We start from the raw sequence: 17487 nt of genomic DNA, 5'->3' as shown, positions 1-17487 counted from the left end.
CCCTTCCCCCTCTCGTCCGGCGGTCCGGGCGGTGCGCGCCCGGGCCGCTCCGGCGGGCGTGTCAGTCACGGTTGCCCGCGACGGTCTCGCGCGCCGCGCGCAGCGACTCCTTGAGCGACCCCATGGTGGCGAGCACGGCGGTCGGCTCGTAGCCGCAGTGCGCCATGCAGTTGGCGCACCGCGGATCCTTGCCGCGGCCGTACTTCTCCCAGTCGGTCTCCTCGATGAGCTGCCGGTACGTGGGGACGTAGCCGTCGCTCATCAGGTAGCAGGGGCGCTGCCAGCCGAAGAGGGAGTAGTTGGGGATCGCCCATGCGGTGCACGGGAAGTCCGCCTTGCCCTCCAGGAAGTCGAGGAAGAGCGGGCTGTGGTTGAGGCGCCAGCGGCTGCGGTTGCCCCCGGCGAACGCCTTCTTGAACAGCTCCCGGGTCTGCTCGACGCCGAGGAAGTGCTCCTGGTCGGGCGCCTTCTCGTAGGCGTAGGCGGGCGACAGCATCATCTCGTCGACCTGGAGGTCGTCGTTGAGGAAGTTCAGCACCTCGATGATGGTCTGCGGGGTGTCGGTGTTGAAGAAGGTGGAGTTGGTGGTGACCCGGAAGCCGCGCCGCTTGGCCTCCTTGATGGCGGCCACCGCCTCGTCGAACACGCCCTCCTTCGCGACGGACTCGTCGTGGCGCTCGCGCATCCCGTCGATGTGCACCGCGAAGGCGAAGTACCGCGACGGCGTGAACTTCTCCAGCTTCTTACGGAGCAGCATCGCGTTGGTGCAGAGGAAGACGTATTTCCTGCGGGCCACCAACTGCCGGACGATCTCCTCGATCTGAGGGTGCATCAGGGGTTCGCCGCCGGCGATGGAGACCATCGGGGCACCGGACTCCAGCACCGCCCCCACCGCCTGCGCCACCGGCATCCGCTGCTTGAGCACGCCCGCCGGATGCTGGATCTTTCCGCACCCCTCGCACTTGAGGTTGCAGGCGAACAGCGGCTCCAACTCGACGATCAGCGGAAACTTCTCGCGCCTCCGCAGCTTCTGTTCAAAGAGATAGGTCCCGACCCGGATGGACTGGCGAAGCGGCATGGCCATCTGGCTCACCTCCAGGGGAGCAGCAAAGAACGGTGCCATTCGAAGAAAACAGGAAGGACTGACCGCAGGACGCGGAAGGCCGATATTCCTCCGCGCAGGGTCGCCAGGCGCAGCAGTTCATGTTCTGGAGCGTCCACGACCACCCGGACGGCCGCAACCGGGCGGTCGCCCGCCGCCCGCGCCGCGCGCAGCGTCGCGGCGGACTCCATGTCCACCGCGACCGCGCCCGCGGCGTGCAGCGCCGCCCGCTCCGCACCGCGTACCACGTGGTCACTGCCCTGGAGCAGCCCGGTGTGGACCCTCAGCCCGCGCGAGCGCAGCGCCTCGGCCAGCGGGCCGCCGTGACAGATCACCTCGGATGCGTCCGGTCGGTGGTCGCGGGTCCGCTCGGCGACCACCACGTCGCCGGGGCGCATGCCCGGCGCGAGCCCGGCGCAGAAGCCGCTGGCGATCACCGGCGAGTGCGCGGTGGGCGCGCCCGGGGCGAGCGCCCGCTCCATGGCGCGTTCGGCGGCGCCCGGCCCCATGCCGGTGCGGAGCGTGACCCGCGCGGGCGCGGTCGTGGCACGGCCCCCGCCGCGCAGCGCGAACCGCTCGATGCCGAGCGCACAGGCGATCAGCAGGGGCGGTTCGCCCTCCGGCGGGGGCCCTCCCGTCATCAGGCCCCCAGCGGTGCGGCGGCCGGTCCGCCGGCCACGTAGCGGCCGAGCGCCGTCAGCGGGAAGACCTGGCGGTAGAGGTGGTAGTTGATGGAGAAGTCCCAGGGGAAGCCGGTGCCGGTGAAGTACGGCTCGTCCCAGGAACCGTCCGGCAGCTGGGTGTCGGCCAGCCAGCGCACCCCGCGCCGGACGGCCTCGCCGTCCCGCTCACCGGCGGCCAGCAGCGCCATCAGCGCCCAGGCGGTCTGCGAGGCGGTGGAGGCGCCGCGGCCCGTCCAGGTCTCCTTGTCCTGGTAGGAGCGCTGGTCCTCGCCCCAGCCGCCGTCGGCGTTCTGCACCCGCTCCAGCCAGGCGACGGCGCGCCGGACGGCCGGGTGCGAGCCGGGGATGCCGGCCGCGGCGAGGGCGGGCAGCACCGAGCCGGTGCCGTAGAGGTAGTTGGTGCCCCAGCGGCCGAACCACGCGCCGCAGGGCTCCTGTTCGGCCAGCAGCCAGGCGATGCCGCGCCGGGCGCGCGGATGACCGGCGCGGCCGGTGTCGGCGAGCATCTCGACGACATGGGCGGTGACGTCCGCCGACGGCGGGTCGATGACCTCGCCGAAGTCGCAGAACGGCAGGCGGTTGGGGAACGGGCTGGTGTTGTCCGCGTCGAACGCGCCCCATGCGCCGTTGCGCGACTGCATCCCGGCGCTCCAGCGCACCCCGCGCTCCACGGCCTCCTCGATCCGCCGCGGGTCCGGGTGGTCGACCCGGCGCAGCGCGAGGACGACCTCGGCGGTGTCGTCGATGTCCGGGTAGTTGTCGTTCTCGAACTCGAAGCCCCAACCGCCGGAGGGCAGGTGCGGGCGGCGCACCGTCCAGTCGCCGGGGCGGTCGATCTGCTCGGCGAGCATCCAGTCGGCGGCCTTGACCAGCGCGGGGTGGTCGGCGGGCAGCCCGGCGTCGGCGAGCGCGATGGTGGCCAGGCAGGTGTCCCAGACCGGCGACTGGCACGCCTCGATCATGCGGGAGCCGTCGTCGCGCCACACCGCGAAGCGGTCCAGCGACGCCAGGCCCGCCTTGAGGACCGGGTGGTCGAGGTCGTAGCCGAGCAGGTGCAGGGCGATGACGGAGTAGACGGCGGGCGGCTGGATGCCTCCCCAGCAGCCGTCGTTCTCCTGGCGTTCGATGATCCAGCGGGCCGCGGAGCGCATCGCGGCGGCGCGCACCGGGCGCAGGGCGACCTTGTGGTAGTGGTGCAGCGCCCGGTCGAGGCGCTGGAAGAGGCCGTCCCAGGTGGTGGCGGGCGCGAGCGGGCGCGGCGGGTTGGGGCGGGCCGGGTCGGTGTGCAGCTCGTCGAGGGCGAACGGCGCGGGGCGTACCGGGCGCTTGGCGGAGACGATGGTGAGCGGCACGATCGTCTGCCGCGCCCAGCACCCGAAGTCGTAGATGTTGAGCGGGAACCACTTCGGGAGGTGGATCAGCTCCGGCGGGAGTTCGGGGAGGTCCTCCCACCGCCACCAGCCGAAGAGGGCCAGCCAGATGCGGGTGAAGACGCGGGACGCGGCGATCCCGCCGGCCTCCCGGACCCGCGCCGCGGCGCGTGCCATGTGCGGGGCGTCGGGGGCGTCCCCGGCCAGCCGCAGGGCGACGTACGCCTCGATGGTGGCGGAGAGATCGCCGGGCCCGCCGTAGAAGGTGGCCCAGGCGCCGTCCTCACGCTGCTGACCGCGGATGTACCGGGCGGCGGCCTCGGTGGTCCGCGCGTCCGGGATGCCCAGGAACTGGCGGAGCATCAGGTCCTCGGCGTCCATCGTGACGTTGGTCTCCAGGTCGCCCTTCCACCAGCCGGCGGGGTCCTGGACGGAGAGGAGATGTGCGGTGGCGCGCTCCGTCGCACGCCGGGCCTGCTGTGCGATGCCCGCCGGATCTTGGGTGGGACCGGCGGCATCACTGGCCGAGGGGGCCCGGGGCGGCAGCGCCCCGGTGCTTCCGTCGGTCGTCGCTGTCATGGCTTCCCCTTCTGCAGTGAACTGTGAAGCGTGCTCAGGGATTCCGTCGGCCGGCGCCCGGCTGGCACCGGCCGGCGACTGCGATCAGTTCGTGTCGATAGCGCTCATCTCTGTCGTACGACGACGAAGTCCGCGAGGGCGACGAGCTGTGCGCGGACCTTCTCGGGCATCTCCACCTCGTCGAGCGCGGCGATGGCCGTGGCGTGCTGGCGGCGGGCCTCCTGCGAGGTCCACTCGCGGCCCCCGGCCTCCTCGATCAGCGCGGCGCGGGAGGCGAACTCCTCCTCGGTGAAGTCGGCGATCTCGTCCTCGGACTTCTTCGCGTCGGCGGCCAGGATCTCGGCGAGCCGGCGCGAGGCCGGGCCGTCGGCGTCCAGCGCGGCGACGACCGGCAGCGACTTCTTGCGCTGGCGCAGGTCGCTCCAGGTCTGCTTGCCGGTGGACTCCGGGTCGCCCCAGATGCCGAGCAGGTCGTCGATCGCCTGGAAGGCGAGGCCGAGGTGGTAGCCGTAGCGCTCCAGGGTGTCGGCGGTGCGGTCGTCGGCGCCGCCGAGCACCGCACCGATGGAGACGGCACAGGCCAGCAGCGCGCCGGTCTTGTTGCCCTCCATCTCCAGACACTCCGCGACGGTGACCCGCTCGCGGTGCTCGTACGAGATGTCCTGCGCCTGACCGTCGATCAGCTTACGGGTGGCGGTGGTCAGACGGCGGGTGGCGCGCCCGGCCTCGACGGTGCCGAGTTCGAGCAGCAGCTCGTTGGCGAGGGCGAAGAGCGCGTCGCCGACCAGGATCGCCTGGGCGGGGCCGTGCACCTTCCACACCGTGTCGCGGTGGCGGCGCTGCTCGTCGCCGTCCATCAGGTCGTCGTGGAGCAGCGAGAAGTTGTGCACCAGCTCGACGGCGACCGCGCCGGGGATGCCGACCTCCGGCGCCGCGCCCGCGGCCTCGGCGGACAGTAGGGAGAGCGCGGGACGTACCGCCTTGCCGCCGTCGCCCGCCGAGGGGTGACCCGCGGCGTCGATCCACCCGAAGTGGTAGGCGGCGACGGTGTCCATGGGAGGGGCGAGTCTGTCCACGGCGGCACGCAGCACGGGAGTGGCGAGCGTGCGCCCGCGCTCCAGCAGCGCGGTGACGCTCTCGGTGTCGATAGCTGGGGAAGCCGGGTTCACGGTTTCTCCTCTGTTTCCGATGCTCGTGCTCATGCGAGCGCTGGTGCGCGTTGTCATGCTGCCTCCCGGGGCAGCCGGCCCCGGGGGAAGCCGAGTTCGGTGAGCGCGTGACGCGCGGCCGCATGACCGCTGCGCACGGCGCCTTCCATGGTCGCGGGCCACCCGGTGGCGGTCCACGCGCCGGCCAGGTACAGGCCGGGGGTACGGGTACGGGCGGCGGGGCGGAGCCTGCCGACGCCCGGGGTGGGGGCGAACGTCGCGGTGCGCTCGCGGGTGACGAAGAAGTCGCGGACGCGGGCGCCGCGCGCCGCGGGCAGCAGCCGCTCCAGCTCCGGGAGGTAGCGGTCGCGCAGCTTGGCGACCGGCTGCCCGATGTCCTCCTGCGCGGCCGACTGGGAGACCGCCAGGTACTGGCAGCCCGCGCCCTCGGGGAGGGCGGCGAGGCCCGAGGTGTCGGTGCGGTCGAAGACCCACTGGACCGGCGAGCCGATCGCGGTGAAGAACGGGCGGCGCAGCACCTTGCGGTCGTAGACGACGTGGAGGTTGAGGATCGGGGCTGTGCCGATGTCGAGCAGCCGGTCCTGGTCATCAAGGGTGCCCTGGGGGAGCAGGGCGTGGGTCTCGCGCTGCGGCAGGGCGGTCACGACGGTGTCGGCGTCGAGCGCCTCGGCGGCCTCGGGGCCGTCGGCGAGCGCGACGCGCCAGCCGGACTCCGTACGGGTGAGGCCGGTGGCGCGGGTGCGCAGCAGGACGCGGACGCCGGCCTTCTCCAGGGCGGTGCGGGCGAGGGTGTCGTGGACGTCGCCGAGCGGGACCTTGGCCCAGCCGATGTCGGCGGCGCCGGGCGCGGAGAGCAGCCCGGTCTTGAAGACCTTGGCGGCAAGTCCCAGGGAGGCGGCGCCGGCGGGGGCGTTGAGGGTGGCGACGCCGACGAGGTCCCACAGGGCCTCGACGGCGCGGGCCGACTGGCCGTGGCTCCGCAGCCAGCTGCCGAAGTCGACCGCGTCGAGCGCCGGGTCGTCGAGGTCGAGGCGGCCCAGCGCGAGGGTGGCGCGGACCACCGAGGCGCGGTCGGCGGCGGTCAGGTGCGGGTAGCGGGCGAGGCTGCCCGCGAGGTGCAGCGGGACGGGCAGCGCGGTGCGCCGCAGCCGGCCCAGCCGCATCCGGTCGGCGTCGAGGACGGGGACGTCCATCCGGTCCTGGAGCGGCACCAGGCCGGTGGCGCCGAGCCGCTCCAGGAAGGCGCCGTAGGCGGTGCAGCAGCGCAGGAAGACGTGCTGGCCGTTGTCGACGCTCAGCTCGCCGCCGCCGAACTCGCGGCGGAAGGAGAAGACCAGACCGCCCAGGCGCGGGCGGCCCTCGACGAGGGTGACGCGCGCGCCGGCGTCGGCGAGCGCCAGCGCGGCCGCCGTACCGGCCAGCCCGCCGCCGACCACCACCGCGCCGCCGGTGCGCCGTGCTCCGGCTGTCATGTGTCCTCCCCTGGTGCCGTCCTCAGGGACGCCATGATCACCGGGAGGGTTGCCCCGGGCGCCGCGGGGTGCGTCGGCCGGGCCCCCGGGTGGCCGGACCGTGCGGTGGTGCGGTCGTACATCAGCGCCTCCCGGTGGCACGGCGGCCCGCCGCGCGGGCGTCCAGACCGGACAGGCCGCGCACCGCGACGAACGCCTTCTCCCGGCCCGGCAGCGACACCCGGCCGCGGAGCACGGCCTCCGGGTTGTCGGCGATACGGGTCAGCAGCCGGTGGTAGATCCCCGCCATCGCCGCGACGCAGGCGCCGCTGCGGCGGTCGAGCATCGGCAGCAGCCGGAAGCCCTCGGCGAAGAGCGCGCGGGCGCGGGTGGCCTCGAAGTGCACCAGACCGGCGAAGTCCGCGCCGGGCGGCGGCACCGGCGCGTCGAACCCGGCCGAGCAGCCGAACTTCGCCAGGTCCTCGGAGGGCAGGTAGGTGCGGCCGTTGGCGGCGTCCTCGCGGACGTCGCGCAGGATGTTGGTGAGCTGCAGGGCGAGGCCGAGGGTGTCGGCGTACTCGGGGGCGCGCGCGGCGTCCGGCGCGCCGGGCACCGTGCCGAACACGCCGAGCGAGAGCCGGCCGATGGCCCCGGCCACACAGCGGCAGTAGAGCTTCAGCTCGTCCCAGGTGCGGTAGGTCTCGCCGCGGACGTCCATCAGGACGCCGTCGATCAGCTCGTCGAGCCCGACCAGGGGCAGCGGGAAGCGCCGGGCGGCGTCGGCGAGGGCGACGGCGACCGGGTCGGTGTCGTCCTCCTCGATCTCGCCGTCCTTGACGCGGCCCAGCAGCGCCCGGGTGTGCTCCAGCCGGGCGCGCTTGGCCGCCGGCTCCAGGGCGCCGTCGCCGATGTCGTCGACGCGGCGGGAGAAGGCGTACAGCGCCGACATGGCCCGCCGCTTCGCGACCGGCAGCAGCCGGATGCCGTAGGCGAAGTTCCGGGCCTGGTGCCCGGTGACGGCCTCGCAGTAGCGGTATGCGGCGAGCACCGGCGCGGATGGCTGTGCGGTTTCCTCCACGGTCCGACTCACCCCTCTCTTCGCAATGTCGCCCCCACCGCGCGCAGCAGGCTGAGCTTGGTCGGCTTGGGCGGTCCGGGGAGTACGTCGTGGTCGGCGTCGGCGATGGCCCGCAGGGCGGCGCGCCCGCCGCCGACGAAGCCGGCCAGCAGCAGCCGCAGCCGGCCGTGCACGCTGCCCAGCAGGGGCGCTCCGGCGTCCAGCAGCCGGGCGGCGCGGTCCGCCTCGTGGGCGATCAGCGCGCGCACGGCGGGCGAGGCGTGCGGGGCGGCGAGGTCGGTCTCGGTGACGCCGAAGCGCTTGCGGTTCTCCTCGGGGAGGTAGATCCGGTCGCGGGCCAGGTCCTCGGCGACGTCCTGGAGGTGTTCGACGATCTGCAGCGCGGTGCAGATCTCGTCGGAGCGCCGGACGCGTTCGGGGCTGGTGGTGCCGGTGATGCCGAGGACGAGGCGGCCGACGGGGTTGGCGGACAGCTCGCAGTACGCGTCCAGGTCCGCGGTGGTCGCATAGCGCGAGATCCGCTGGTCCTGGCGGTTCGCCTCGATCAGGCCGAGGAAGGGCTCGGGGGTCAGCCCGCAGCGGCGGACGGTCGGGCCCAGGCGGCGCAGGAGCGGGTGGCGGGGGCCGGGGGCGCGGTCGCTGAAGACGCGGTGCAGGTCGGCTTCGAGGGCGTCGAGCAGCGCGGGGCGGTCGTCGGCCCGTGCGCGCTCCAGCCCGAGGAGGACGGCGTCGCCGCCGCCGGGGGCGAGGTCGCCGTCGCCGATGTCGTCGACCAGCCGGGCGTAGCCGTAGACGGCCATGAGGTCGCCGCGCCAGGCGCGGGGCAGGAAGAAGGGCGCGACCGGGAAGTTCTCGTGAGCGGCCTGGTCGAGGACGGCGCGCGAGGGATCGTCCAGCGGCCGGCCTGCGGGGGCCTGGGCCGTTTCTCGGCTCACCGAAGTCTGCCCGGCGCGTTTCGGAGCCGGAGCGGTCCAGTAGCCATTGCCGTCACGTCTCCCGTTCTACACCGCCAAGCCAAAACATCCCATTTCGGACACGCTACGCCCGACAGGACCGTTCGAAGCTCGCAAATGGCGAGCATTGCCCGACTTATACCACTTATTCTGATCAGTACCTGTACAGCTTACGCGGTAGATCTTCGCGACGGATGACCGGGTCCCGCGCCCCCGGGGACCGTCAGGCCCGGCGCCGCACCGGCCCCGACTCCCCTCCGACCTGCCGGAGTTGACCGGCCCATGACGACCGCCGGGCCCCCGCGAGCGGTCTCGCGGGGGCCCGGGCCGGAGGCGGACTACTTGCCCGACTCCTTTTCGTACGCCTTGATGACCTCGTCGGTCGGGCCGTCCATCAGCAGCTCGCCCTTCTCCAGCCACAGCACCCGGTCGCAGGTGTCCCTGATCGACTTGTTGTTGTGGCTGACCAGGAAGACCGTACCGGCCTCCTTGCGCAGCTCACGGATGCGGGCCTCGGAACGCTTTTGGAACTTGCGGTCGCCGGTGGCCAGCGCCTCGTCGATCATCAGCACGTCGTGGTCCTTCGCCGCGGCGATGGAGAACCGCAGCCGGGCCGCCATGCCGGACGAGTAGGTGCGCATCGGCAGCGAGATGAAGTCGCCCTTCTCGTTGATCCCCGAGAAGTCGACGATGCCCTGGTAGCGCTCGCGGACCTGGTCACGGGACATGCCCATCGCCAGCCCGCCCAGCACCACGTTCTTCTCGCCGGTCAGGTCGTTCATCAGCGCGGCGTTCACGCCCAGCAGCGAGGGCTGGCCGTCGGTGTAGACCTTGCCGCGCTCGGCCGGCAGAAGACCGGCGATGGCCCGCAGCAGCGTCGACTTGCCCGAGCCGTTGGAGCCGATCAGCCCGATGGCCTCGCCGCGGTACGCGGTGAAGGTGACGCCCTTGACCGCGTGCACCTCGCGGACGCTGCCGCCCGGCTTGCGGCGGATGATCCGGTTGAGCGCCGCGGTGGCGCTGCCCTTGCCGCTGCTGCCGCCGTAGACGCGGTAGACGATGTGCAGATCGTCGGCGATCACGGTGGGGGTGGCCGGAGCCGCCTGCGCGGTGGCGCCGGTGTCCTGCTGCTGCTCAGCCACGGCCGTAACGCTCCTCAGCCTTCCAGAAGTACACAAAGCCCAAGACGCCGACGACCAGCGCCCAGCCGAGGGCCAGCGCCCAGACATGCGGCGGCAGATCGGCGCGGTTGAAACCGTGACCCAGCAGCGAGAAGCGCATCAGGTCGATGTAGACCGACGCCGGGTTCGAGGCCAGGAGGTTGATGACCCACTCGGCGGCGTGCTTGTTCCGCAGCTGCTCGGTCAGGTTGTACATGACGCCGGACGCGTACATCCACGTCCGCATGATGAACGGCAGCAGCTGCGCCAGGTCCGGGGTCTTCGCACCGGCGCGCGCCATGATCATGGCCAGACCGGTGTTGAAGACGTACTGGAGGACGAGCGTGGGGAACACCAGCAGCCACGCCGGCGACGGGTAGTGCCCGAACCCGAGCAGGACGATGACCAGCACGATCATCGAGAACAGCAGCTGCTGGAGCTGCTGGAGCGCGAACGAGATCGGCAGCGAGGCGCGCGGGAAGTGCAGCGCGCGCACCAGACCGAGGTTGCCGGAGATCGCCCGGACACCGGCCATCGCCGAGCTCTGGGTGAAGGTGAAGACGAAGACACCGGTCACCAGGAACGGGATGTAGACGTCGTTCGTCATGCTGCCCCGGCCGCCCATGAGCAGACCGAAGATGAAGTAGTACACCAGCGCGTTGAGCAGCGGCGTCGCCACCTGCCAGACCTGGCCCAGCTTCGCCTGGCTGTACTGCGCGGTCAGCTTGGCGCTGGAGAAGGCGGCGATGAAGTGGCGCCGGTCCCACAGCTGCCGGACGTATTCGAACAGGCCGGGCCGGGCACCGCTCTGCGACAGCCCGTACTTCTGGGCCAGCTGGGCAGGGGTGAGCCCGTCGTCGGGGGATGGCGGGGCACTCATGGCGACCGCACTGTCGTGCGTGGTCTCGCTCACAGTTGACACTTTCGTCCTCAAGGTGCGCTGCCGGGGCCACGCCCCGGCTCGCGCCTGATGCTCTCAGATATTGAGCTTGTCAGATGACGGGAGGGCGACCCAGCCGGGTCAGGCGCCACACGGTACGCCACTTCATCGGCCGCCTGGGGCCGCACGGGGTCGTCCAGCCCTCCTTGAAGCCCGCCAGCCAGACGCGCAGCGCCGGCAGGGAAGGGCGCCGGGCCAAGGTCAGCAGGAACCAGACACCGAGATAGACCGGAACCAGCAGGGCGGGCAGATTGCGGCGGGCCAGCCAGACGCGGTTGCGGGCCACCATCCGGTGGTAGACCGCGTGCCGGCTCGGCGCCATCGTCGGGTGGAGCAGCAGCATGTCCGCGCGGTAGTCGACCAGCCAGCCCGCGTCCAGCGCGCGCCAGGCCAGGTCGGTCTCCTCGTGCGCGTAGAAGAAGTCGTCGGGCAGCCCGCCGACCTGAGCGAACACCTTCGTGCGGGCCGCGTTGGCGCCGCCGAGGAAGGTGGTCACGCGCGAGGAGCGCATCGGGTCGGAGGCGCGCAGCCGCGGGACGTGGCGGCGCTGGGTCTCCCCGGTGTCCGGGTCGGCGATCCGGAAGCTGATGATGCCCAGCTTCTCGTCCGCGGCGAACGCCTGGCGGCACAGCTCGGCGGTGTCCGGCCGGGCCAGCAGGCCGTCGTCGTCGAGGAAGAGCAGGATGTCGACGTCGGTGCCGCCGGGGCCGAACGCCTCGATGCCGACGTTGCGGCCCGCCGGGATGCCGACGTTCTCCGGCAGCTCGACGGTGCGCACCGCGAGCCCGGGGACGTCCAGCTCGGGCAGGGGTGAGCCGTTGCCGACCACCACCACCTCGACCGGGTCGCCCTCCTGCTTGGCAACCGAGTCCAGCAGCGCGCGCAGTTCCTCGGGGCGGTTGCCCATGGTGAGGACCACCGCGCCGACCGTCATCTTCTGAGGGGTCTTCGTCACTTGAGCCTGCTGGAAGCGAGGATGGACACGAGGTGGAGCACGGTCTGGAGCAACGCGATACCGGCGAGCACCGCGACGCCGAGCCGCGAGAAGAAGAGATCGCCCCGGATCTGGTCCACGATCGCGAGGACCAGGATCAGCAGGGACGCCTCGACGCCGAGGACGAGCCGGTGGAACTTCAGGGCCGCGGCGGCCTTGCGGGCCAGCGCCATGCCGGAGGAGCGCGGTTCGGCCGCCGCCTCCTTGACCGGCGCCATCCCCTGCTGGTGCCGGGCCACGCCGACGAGGTCCGTCTCCGCCTTGATCAGGATCGCGCCGAGGGCGGCGAGGGTGCCGAGGAAGGCCCACAGCCAGTCGATGCGGCCCGTGCCCCACAGGTCGGCGGCGCGCAGGCCGAAGCCGACCAGGACCGCGGCGTCGCACAGATAGGCGGCGACGCGGTCCAGGTAGACCCCGGACATCGAGTACTGCTTCTTCCAGCGGGCGATCTCACCGTCGACGCAGTCGAACAGCAGATACAGCTGGACCATCACCACGCCGAGCACGGCGCCCCAGATCCCCGGCACCAGCAGTGCCGGGGCGGCGAGGGCGCCGGCGACGGTCATCACGTAGGTCAGCTGGTTGGGCGTGACCTTCGTGTTCACCAGGTGCCGGTCGATGCGGAGGGAGACCTCGCGCATGTAGAGCCGGCCGGCCCAGTGCTCGCCGCTCCGCCGGTCCTTCACGCCCGGAGGGTGAACGACCGGCCGGAGTTCAGCTACGGATGGTTTTGGCATAGTCGGCGTATGCGTCCCTGATCTCGTCGGTGGACAGGTCCAGGTGTTCCAGGATGGTGTACCGGCCCGGCCGGGTCTTCGGGGCGAACTCGACGACCTGGACGAACTCCTCGTCCGTGAAGCCGATCTCGCCCGGTGTGACCGGCAGGCCGTGCCGCTGGAGCGCCTCGACCATCAGCGCGGACGTCTCCGCGTCGCCGCGCAGGTGGGTGGCGAAGGCGGCGCCGAGGCCGCACTGTTCGCCGTGGCTCGCCGCCCGCTTGGGGAAGAGGATGTCGAAGCCGTGGTTGATCTCGTGGCAGGCCCCCGAGGCCGGCCGGCTGTCGCCCGCGACGGACATCGAGATGCCGGTGAGGACGAGGCCCTCGGCCAGCACCTGGAGGAAGTTGTCGTCGCCGACGCCGCCGGGGTGGCGCAGCACGGCCTCACCGGCCTGGCGCGCCATCGCGGCGGCCAGCCCGTCTATCGCCTCGCCGTTCTCCTGGTGGGCCAGCTCCCAGTCCGCGACCGCGGAGATGTTGGAGATGGCGTCACCGATGCCGGAGCGGACGAAGCGGACGGGCGCCTCGCGGATGATGTCGAGGTCGATGACGACGGCGATCGGGTTCGGCACCCCGTAGGAGCCGCGGCCCGCGTCGTTGTCGAGCGTGGCGACCGGCGAGCAGAGGCCGTCGTGCGACAGGTTCGTCGCGACGGCGACCAGCGGCAGGCCGATCCGCGCCGCGGCGTACTTGGCGCAGTCGATGATCTTGCCGCCGCCGAGGCCCACGACGGCGTCGTAGTGCCCCTTCTTCATGGCGTCGCCGAGCTTGATCGCGTCGTCGAGCGTGCCGCCGCCGACCTCGTACCAGTCCGCGCCGGGCAGCGCGGGGGACAGCCGCTCCCGCAGCCGGGCGCCCGAACCGCCGGAGATGGCGATCGCGAGCTTCCCGGATGCGGAGATGCGCTGATCGGCCAGGAGGCCCGCCAGGTCGTCCAGGGCGCCGGCGTTGATGTCGACGACGACCGGGGACGGGATGAGGCGGGTCAGTACTGGCATGCGATCTCACGGCCCTTCGCGAGGTCGTCGTGGTTGTCGATCTCGACCCACTTGACGTCGCCGATGGGCGCCACGTCGACCTGGAAGCCGCGGTTGACCAGCTCCTGGTAGCCGTCCTCGTAGTAGAGGTCGGGGTCGCGCGTGAAGGTGGCCTTGAGGGCGTCGGCCAGCTCGTCGGCGGCGGAGCCCTCGATGAGGGTGACGCCGATGTACTCGCCGGTCGCCTCGGCCGGGTCCATCAGCTTGGTGATCTTCTGGACGCCCTTGGCCGGGTCGACGACGACCTTCATCTCCTCGTCGGCCAGCTGCTTGACGGTGTCCAGCGCGAGGATGATCTTCTGGCCGTTGCCGCGGGCGGCGAGCAGCGTCTTCTCGACGGAGACCGGGTGCACGGTGTCGCCGTTGGCGAGGATCACGTCGTGCCGGATGGCGTCACGGCCGCACCACAGGGAGTAGGCGTTGTTCCACTCCTCGGCCTTGTCGTTGTCGATGAGCGTCAGCTTGAGGCCGTACTTGGCCTCCAGCGCGTCCTTGCGGTCGTAGACGGCTTCCTTCTTGTAGCCGACGATGATCGCGACCTCGGTCAGGCCGATCTCGGCGAAGTTGCCGAGCGTCAGGTCCAGGATGGTCGTGTCCCCGTCGACCGGCACCAGCGCCTTGGGCAGGGTGTCGGTGTAGGGGCGCAGACGCCGTCCGGCGCCGGCGGCCAGCACGAGGCCGATCATGCGGGTTCTCCTTCATCGTGTACGGCGGGTGCGCCGGTCTTCGCGGCACGCACCCAGAAGCGGATGCTCTCGACGAGCACCAGCAGGCCCAGCGCGCCGGCGAGGACCGCGAGCGCGAGGGGGAAATCGGAGGGGGACAGCGCGGCGGCGAGGACGGTGACCACGAGGATCCGCCCCTCGCTGCCACCGGCGGCCCGCACCAGCCACCGCGGCGGTGCGCCGCTGCCGCCGCGGATGCGGTAGACCGCGTCGTAGTGATGGTAGGCGACCGCCGCGACCAGCCCGAACGCCGCGGGCAGCGCGCCGTGCACCCCGCTGCGGGCGGCGAGCACGAGGATCGTGACGTACTCGGCGGCGCGCAGGAACGGCGGCACCAGCCAGTCCAGGGCGCCCTTGAGCGGGCGGGCCACGGCGGCGCCGGTGAGCAGTGCGGCGCAGCAGGCGAGGCCGACGGTGAGCCAGGAGGCCGGGCGGTCGGCGAAGACCACCGCGACGATCAGGACGGCGGCGGCGAGGAAGGCCATGGCCGGGGCGAGGAACGAGCCGGTGCGGCCGCGGCCGCGCATGGGGCGGGCGATCAGCTCGGCGAGCGCGCCGGTGTCGGCGAGGTCGGCCAGTGCGCGGGCGGCGCGGTCGGTGCGCCGGGCCCGGCGGGTCAGCGAGCGCAGCACGCGTCCGGCGGTGGTGTAGCAGGCGGCCAGCGCGCAGCCGATGAGCAGCACGTAGAAGACGATGCGGGGCGTGGTGCAGGCGGTGAGCACGGCGATCAGCGCCCAGCGCTCGCCGATCGGCAGCACGATCATCCGGCGCGCCCAGACGGTCCAGCCGACGCTGTCGAGCCGGTCGGAGAGGGCGGCGGTGGGGCTGGTGTTGGCCGTCGCGTCGTGATTCGCCTCGTTGAAGGAGAAGTCGACGACATGGCGGCAGGTCTGGAGGATCATCGCGCCGAGCGCCAGCGCCCAGACGTCGTCGCCGCCGCGGGCGGCGCCGAGCGCGAGACCGGCGTAGTAGGCGTACTCCTTGGCCCGGTCGAAGGTCGCGTCGAGCCAGGCGCCCATCGTCGAGTACTGCAGGGAGTAGCGGGCGAGCTGCCCGTCGGTGCAGTCGAGGACGAAGGAGAGGAGCAGCAGCACACCGGCGGCGACGAAACCGCCGCGGGTGCCGGTGGCCGCGCAGCCCGCCGCGATCAGCGCGGTGAGCAGCGAGGCGGTGGTGACCTGGTTCGGGGTCAGGCCGCGCCGGGCGCACCAGCGGGCGAGGTAGCGGGAGTACGGGCTGATGCAGTGCGTGGTGAAGAACCCGTCGCGGGACTTGACCGCGCTGCGCAGCCGGACCGCTTCCTCGTCGACCGCGGCGACGGCCTCCCGGGCCTCCTCGCGGGTTGCCGGGGTGAGCGGGACGGCGGCGACCAGGCTGCCGGGCTCGATGCGCTGCAGGCCGACGCCGGCGCGGTCCAGGGCGTCGGTCAGGGTGCCGGTGAGGACGTCGGTGAGGTGGGCGCTCCCGGCGCCGACCGGGATGCGGGCGGCCGCGCGGTCCAGTGCGGCGCGGGCCTCGGGCTGCGCGGTGAGCGCGCCCTCGACGGCGGCGGCCGGGAAGCGGGGGTCGGTGAGCGCGAGGCGCAGGGTGTGCCGGTGGCCGACGAAACGGGGGTCCACGACGGCGATCCGCTCATGGGCGGGGACCGCGGCGATCAGCTCGGCCGCGGACGCGGGGTCCTGAGCCGTACGGATGTCGAAGCCCAGCGCGCGCAGATCGCCTTCGAGCGGCGACCCGGCGACCGGCGGACCGGTGAGGATGGCGGTCGACAGACGAACTCACTCCTTGAATGCTGACAAGGCCGCGCCGGCCGGTCCGCATTCGGCACGAACTACCCGGGCAGTGGGCGCGGCACACCTCGCCCCGTGGGGCCGGTGGCACATCGGCAGAGGCTATCGGATGCGGGTTGAGGCCGTTCACCGCGGATTCACCGCACGATCGAGTGACCGACGGCTGCGCCTGCCGCGATCATCATGGTGGATCGGGTGGCGCCGGAACAACTGGCGCCCGGGGTGACGGCTCGTTTCGGCGCCGGTTATGCGGGGGCTGGTCACGGGTGGTGCGGGTTGATCCGTGACGCGTCCGGCACACTCCGGCGGCCGGGCAGGTGCGCTGGTCGCGGGCGTGCGCCGGGTCCCGGCAGGGGTGCGCGGGGTGTGGACCTTCTCACGGGCGCGGCGGGGAGCGGCCCGGGTGCCGCGCGCCGCGGCGCGGGCACACCACGGCGCGGCGCCTGAACCGTGCCGGGGGCCGCGGTGGGGCAGACTTGGCGGCGAAGACCGACGACAAGGATGGGCATGCCGATCACACCTGCCAACGGACAGACCGCCGAGCGCGCGGCGGTGAACGCGCCGGACGGTGCCGCCGGGCCGATCATGCTGGAGCTGGTCGACGAGGACGGCACGACGATCGGCACCGCGGAGAAGCTCGCCGCCCATCAGGACCCCGGGCAGCTGCACCGCGCGTTCTCGGTCTTCCTCTTCGACGAGCAGGGGCGGCTGCTGCTCCAGCGCCGGGCGCTGGGGAAGTACCACTCCCCCGGCGTGTGGTCCAACACCTGCTGCGGACATCCGTACCCGGGCGAGCAGCCGTTCGCGGCGGCCGCGCGCCGCACGGCGGAGGAGCTGGGGCTGGCGCCGTCGCTGCTGGCCGAGGCGGGCACGGTGCGCTACAACCACCCGGACCCGGCCTCCGGGCTGGTGGAGCAGGAGTACAACCACCTCTTCGTCGGCCTGGTGCGCCAGACGCCGGCGCCGGACCCGGCGGAGATCGGCGAGATCGCGTTCGTGACGCCGCAGGAGCTGGCGAAGCGGCACGCCGAGGGGCCGTTCTCCGCGTGGTTCATGACCGTGCTGGATGCGGCGCGTCCGGCGGTGCGGGAGCTCACGGGCGCCGCGGCGGGCTGGTAGGCGGCGCGGCGGCCGGCCGGGCCGCCAGCGGGAACTCCACCCAGATGATCTTGCCGCCGCCGGGGGCCGGCGCGACGCCGCAGGCGCCCCGGGCCTCGGCGGTGACGGTCTTGACCAGCCACAGCCCCCGGCCGCCGAGATCGCCCTCGCCGGCTTCGAGCGCCTTCGGGCAGTAGGGGTGCAGGTCCGCGACGGCCAGCCGCAGCCGTCCGGGGCCGAGGTCGAGGCATACCGCGATCTCCGGGGAGAAGCGGGCGGCGTGCCGGACGGCGTTGGTGACGAGTTCGGAGACGACCAGCAGCAGACCGTCGAGGACGGCGGGGGCGAGGGGCACCCGCCGTTCGGTGAGCAGGTCCCGGACGGCGTGCCGGGTCCGGGGTACCGATGCCGTATCGAGCGGTGCGGTCAGGCGCCAGCTGCCGTGGCAGGCGGGCGGCGCGGTCAGTTCCTCGGGGGATTCGGCGGGTGGTCCGGGAGGGGTCCTCACAGGTCGAGTGTGGGGACGGGGGCCGGTCCGGTCCGGCCCACTGAACGTAAGTCAGCGCCAATCGACGCTTCC

Annotated in this window: 16 protein-coding genes; 1 reads left to right on the top strand and 15 read right to left on the bottom strand. The window is 72.7% G+C overall.

Annotated features, from left to right (window positions below; all coding sequences use genetic code 11):
• Nucleotides 1–61 precede the first annotated feature (61 nt).
• The 14 genes from hpnH to ABT345_RS18325 all read right to left on the bottom strand — a co-directional run bounded on the left by hpnH (nucleotide 62) and on the right by ABT345_RS18325 (nucleotide 15791).
• Nucleotides 62–1084, bottom strand: coding sequence for an adenosyl-hopene transferase HpnH (gene hpnH / locus ABT345_RS18390; protein ID WP_345076540.1), 1023 nt, complete (start codon nucleotides 1082–1084; stop codon nucleotides 62–64).
• Between the two features lie 5 nt (nucleotides 1085–1089).
• Nucleotides 1090–1743: a phosphorylase family protein gene (locus ABT345_RS18385; protein WP_345076542.1), complete on the bottom strand. Its 654-nt coding sequence runs from the start codon at nucleotides 1741–1743 to the stop codon at nucleotides 1090–1092.
• Nucleotides 1743–3734 carry a squalene--hopene cyclase gene (gene shc / locus ABT345_RS18380; protein WP_345076544.1) on the bottom strand — a complete coding sequence of 664 codons (1992 nt, stop codon included), beginning with the start codon at nucleotides 3732–3734 and terminating at the stop codon, nucleotides 1743–1745. The genes ABT345_RS18385 and shc overlap by 1 nt, the downstream gene beginning before the upstream one ends.
• A 104-nt stretch (nucleotides 3735–3838) precedes the next feature.
• Nucleotides 3839–4936, bottom strand: a complete 1098-nt coding sequence (locus ABT345_RS18375; RefSeq protein WP_345076546.1) for a polyprenyl synthetase family protein — start codon at nucleotides 4934–4936, stop codon at nucleotides 3839–3841.
• Between the two features lie 20 nt (nucleotides 4937–4956).
• Nucleotides 4957–6375 (bottom strand): hydroxysqualene dehydroxylase HpnE, encoded by a 1419-nt coding sequence (gene hpnE / locus ABT345_RS18370; protein WP_345076548.1) that lies wholly within the window; start codon nucleotides 6373–6375, stop codon nucleotides 4957–4959.
• Nucleotides 6376–6496: 121 nt separating this feature from the next.
• On the bottom strand, nucleotides 6497–7444 hold the full coding sequence (hpnD, locus tag ABT345_RS18365; RefSeq protein ID WP_345076550.1) for a presqualene diphosphate synthase HpnD: 948 nt from the start codon (nucleotides 7442–7444) through the stop codon (nucleotides 6497–6499).
• Complete coding sequence (hpnC, locus tag ABT345_RS18360; protein ID WP_345076552.1) at nucleotides 7441–8367, bottom strand: squalene synthase HpnC; 927 nt, start codon at nucleotides 8365–8367, stop codon at nucleotides 7441–7443. The genes hpnD and hpnC overlap by 4 nt, the downstream gene beginning before the upstream one ends.
• Nucleotides 8368–8723: 356 nt before the next feature.
• Nucleotides 8724–9527, bottom strand: coding sequence for an ABC transporter ATP-binding protein (locus ABT345_RS18355; RefSeq protein WP_345076554.1), 804 nt, complete (start codon nucleotides 9525–9527; stop codon nucleotides 8724–8726).
• Nucleotides 9520–10458, bottom strand: coding sequence for an ABC transporter permease (locus ABT345_RS18350; RefSeq protein ID WP_345076556.1), 939 nt, complete (start codon nucleotides 10456–10458; stop codon nucleotides 9520–9522). Before ABT345_RS18350 ends, ABT345_RS18355 begins: the two co-directional genes overlap by 8 nt.
• Nucleotides 10459–10537: 79 nt before the next feature.
• Entirely contained in the window at nucleotides 10538–11419 is an 882-nt protein-coding gene (locus ABT345_RS18345) for a glycosyltransferase family 2 protein (protein WP_345077218.1), read from the bottom strand.
• A gap of 17 nt (nucleotides 11420–11436) precedes the next feature.
• The gene (locus ABT345_RS18340) at nucleotides 11437–12216 is read right to left on the bottom strand and encodes a CDP-alcohol phosphatidyltransferase family protein (RefSeq protein WP_345076558.1); all 780 of its coding nucleotides are present in this window, start codon (nucleotides 12214–12216) and stop codon (nucleotides 11437–11439) included.
• Complete coding sequence (locus tag ABT345_RS18335; protein WP_030287802.1) at nucleotides 12194–13255, bottom strand: iron-containing alcohol dehydrogenase family protein; 1062 nt, start codon at nucleotides 13253–13255, stop codon at nucleotides 12194–12196. Before ABT345_RS18335 ends, ABT345_RS18340 begins: the two co-directional genes overlap by 23 nt.
• On the bottom strand, nucleotides 13243–13980 hold the full coding sequence (locus ABT345_RS18330) for a phosphocholine cytidylyltransferase family protein (protein WP_345076561.1): 738 nt from the start codon (nucleotides 13978–13980) through the stop codon (nucleotides 13243–13245). Before ABT345_RS18330 ends, ABT345_RS18335 begins: the two co-directional genes overlap by 13 nt.
• Nucleotides 13977–15791 carry a DUF5941 domain-containing protein gene (locus ABT345_RS18325; protein ID WP_345077221.1) on the bottom strand — a complete coding sequence of 605 codons (1815 nt, stop codon included), beginning with the start codon at nucleotides 15789–15791 and terminating at the stop codon, nucleotides 13977–13979. Before ABT345_RS18325 ends, ABT345_RS18330 begins: the two co-directional genes overlap by 4 nt.
• Nucleotides 15792–16316: 525 nt before the next feature.
• On the opposite strand from ABT345_RS18325, the gene idi reads away from it, so the two are divergent.
• A complete protein-coding gene (gene idi / locus ABT345_RS18320) occupies nucleotides 16317–16928 on the top strand; it encodes an isopentenyl-diphosphate Delta-isomerase (RefSeq protein WP_345076563.1) in 612 nt (203 codons plus the stop codon).
• Here idi and ABT345_RS18315 read toward each other — a convergent pair.
• Nucleotides 16903–17415, bottom strand: coding sequence for an ATP-binding protein (locus tag ABT345_RS18315; RefSeq protein WP_345076565.1), 513 nt, complete (start codon nucleotides 17413–17415; stop codon nucleotides 16903–16905). The two genes, idi and ABT345_RS18315, sit on opposite strands and share 26 nt — an antisense overlap.
• Nucleotides 17416–17487: the final 72 nt, after the last annotated feature.

The sequence above is a fragment of the Streptomyces sp. NPDC000404 genome (assembly GCF_040300365.1).
Lineage (GTDB): Bacteria > Actinomycetota > Actinomycetes > Streptomycetales > Streptomycetaceae > Streptomyces > Streptomyces ramulosus.
The sequence above is the reverse complement of the archived record's forward strand: the minus strand, read 5'-3'. Positions and strand labels throughout refer to the sequence as shown.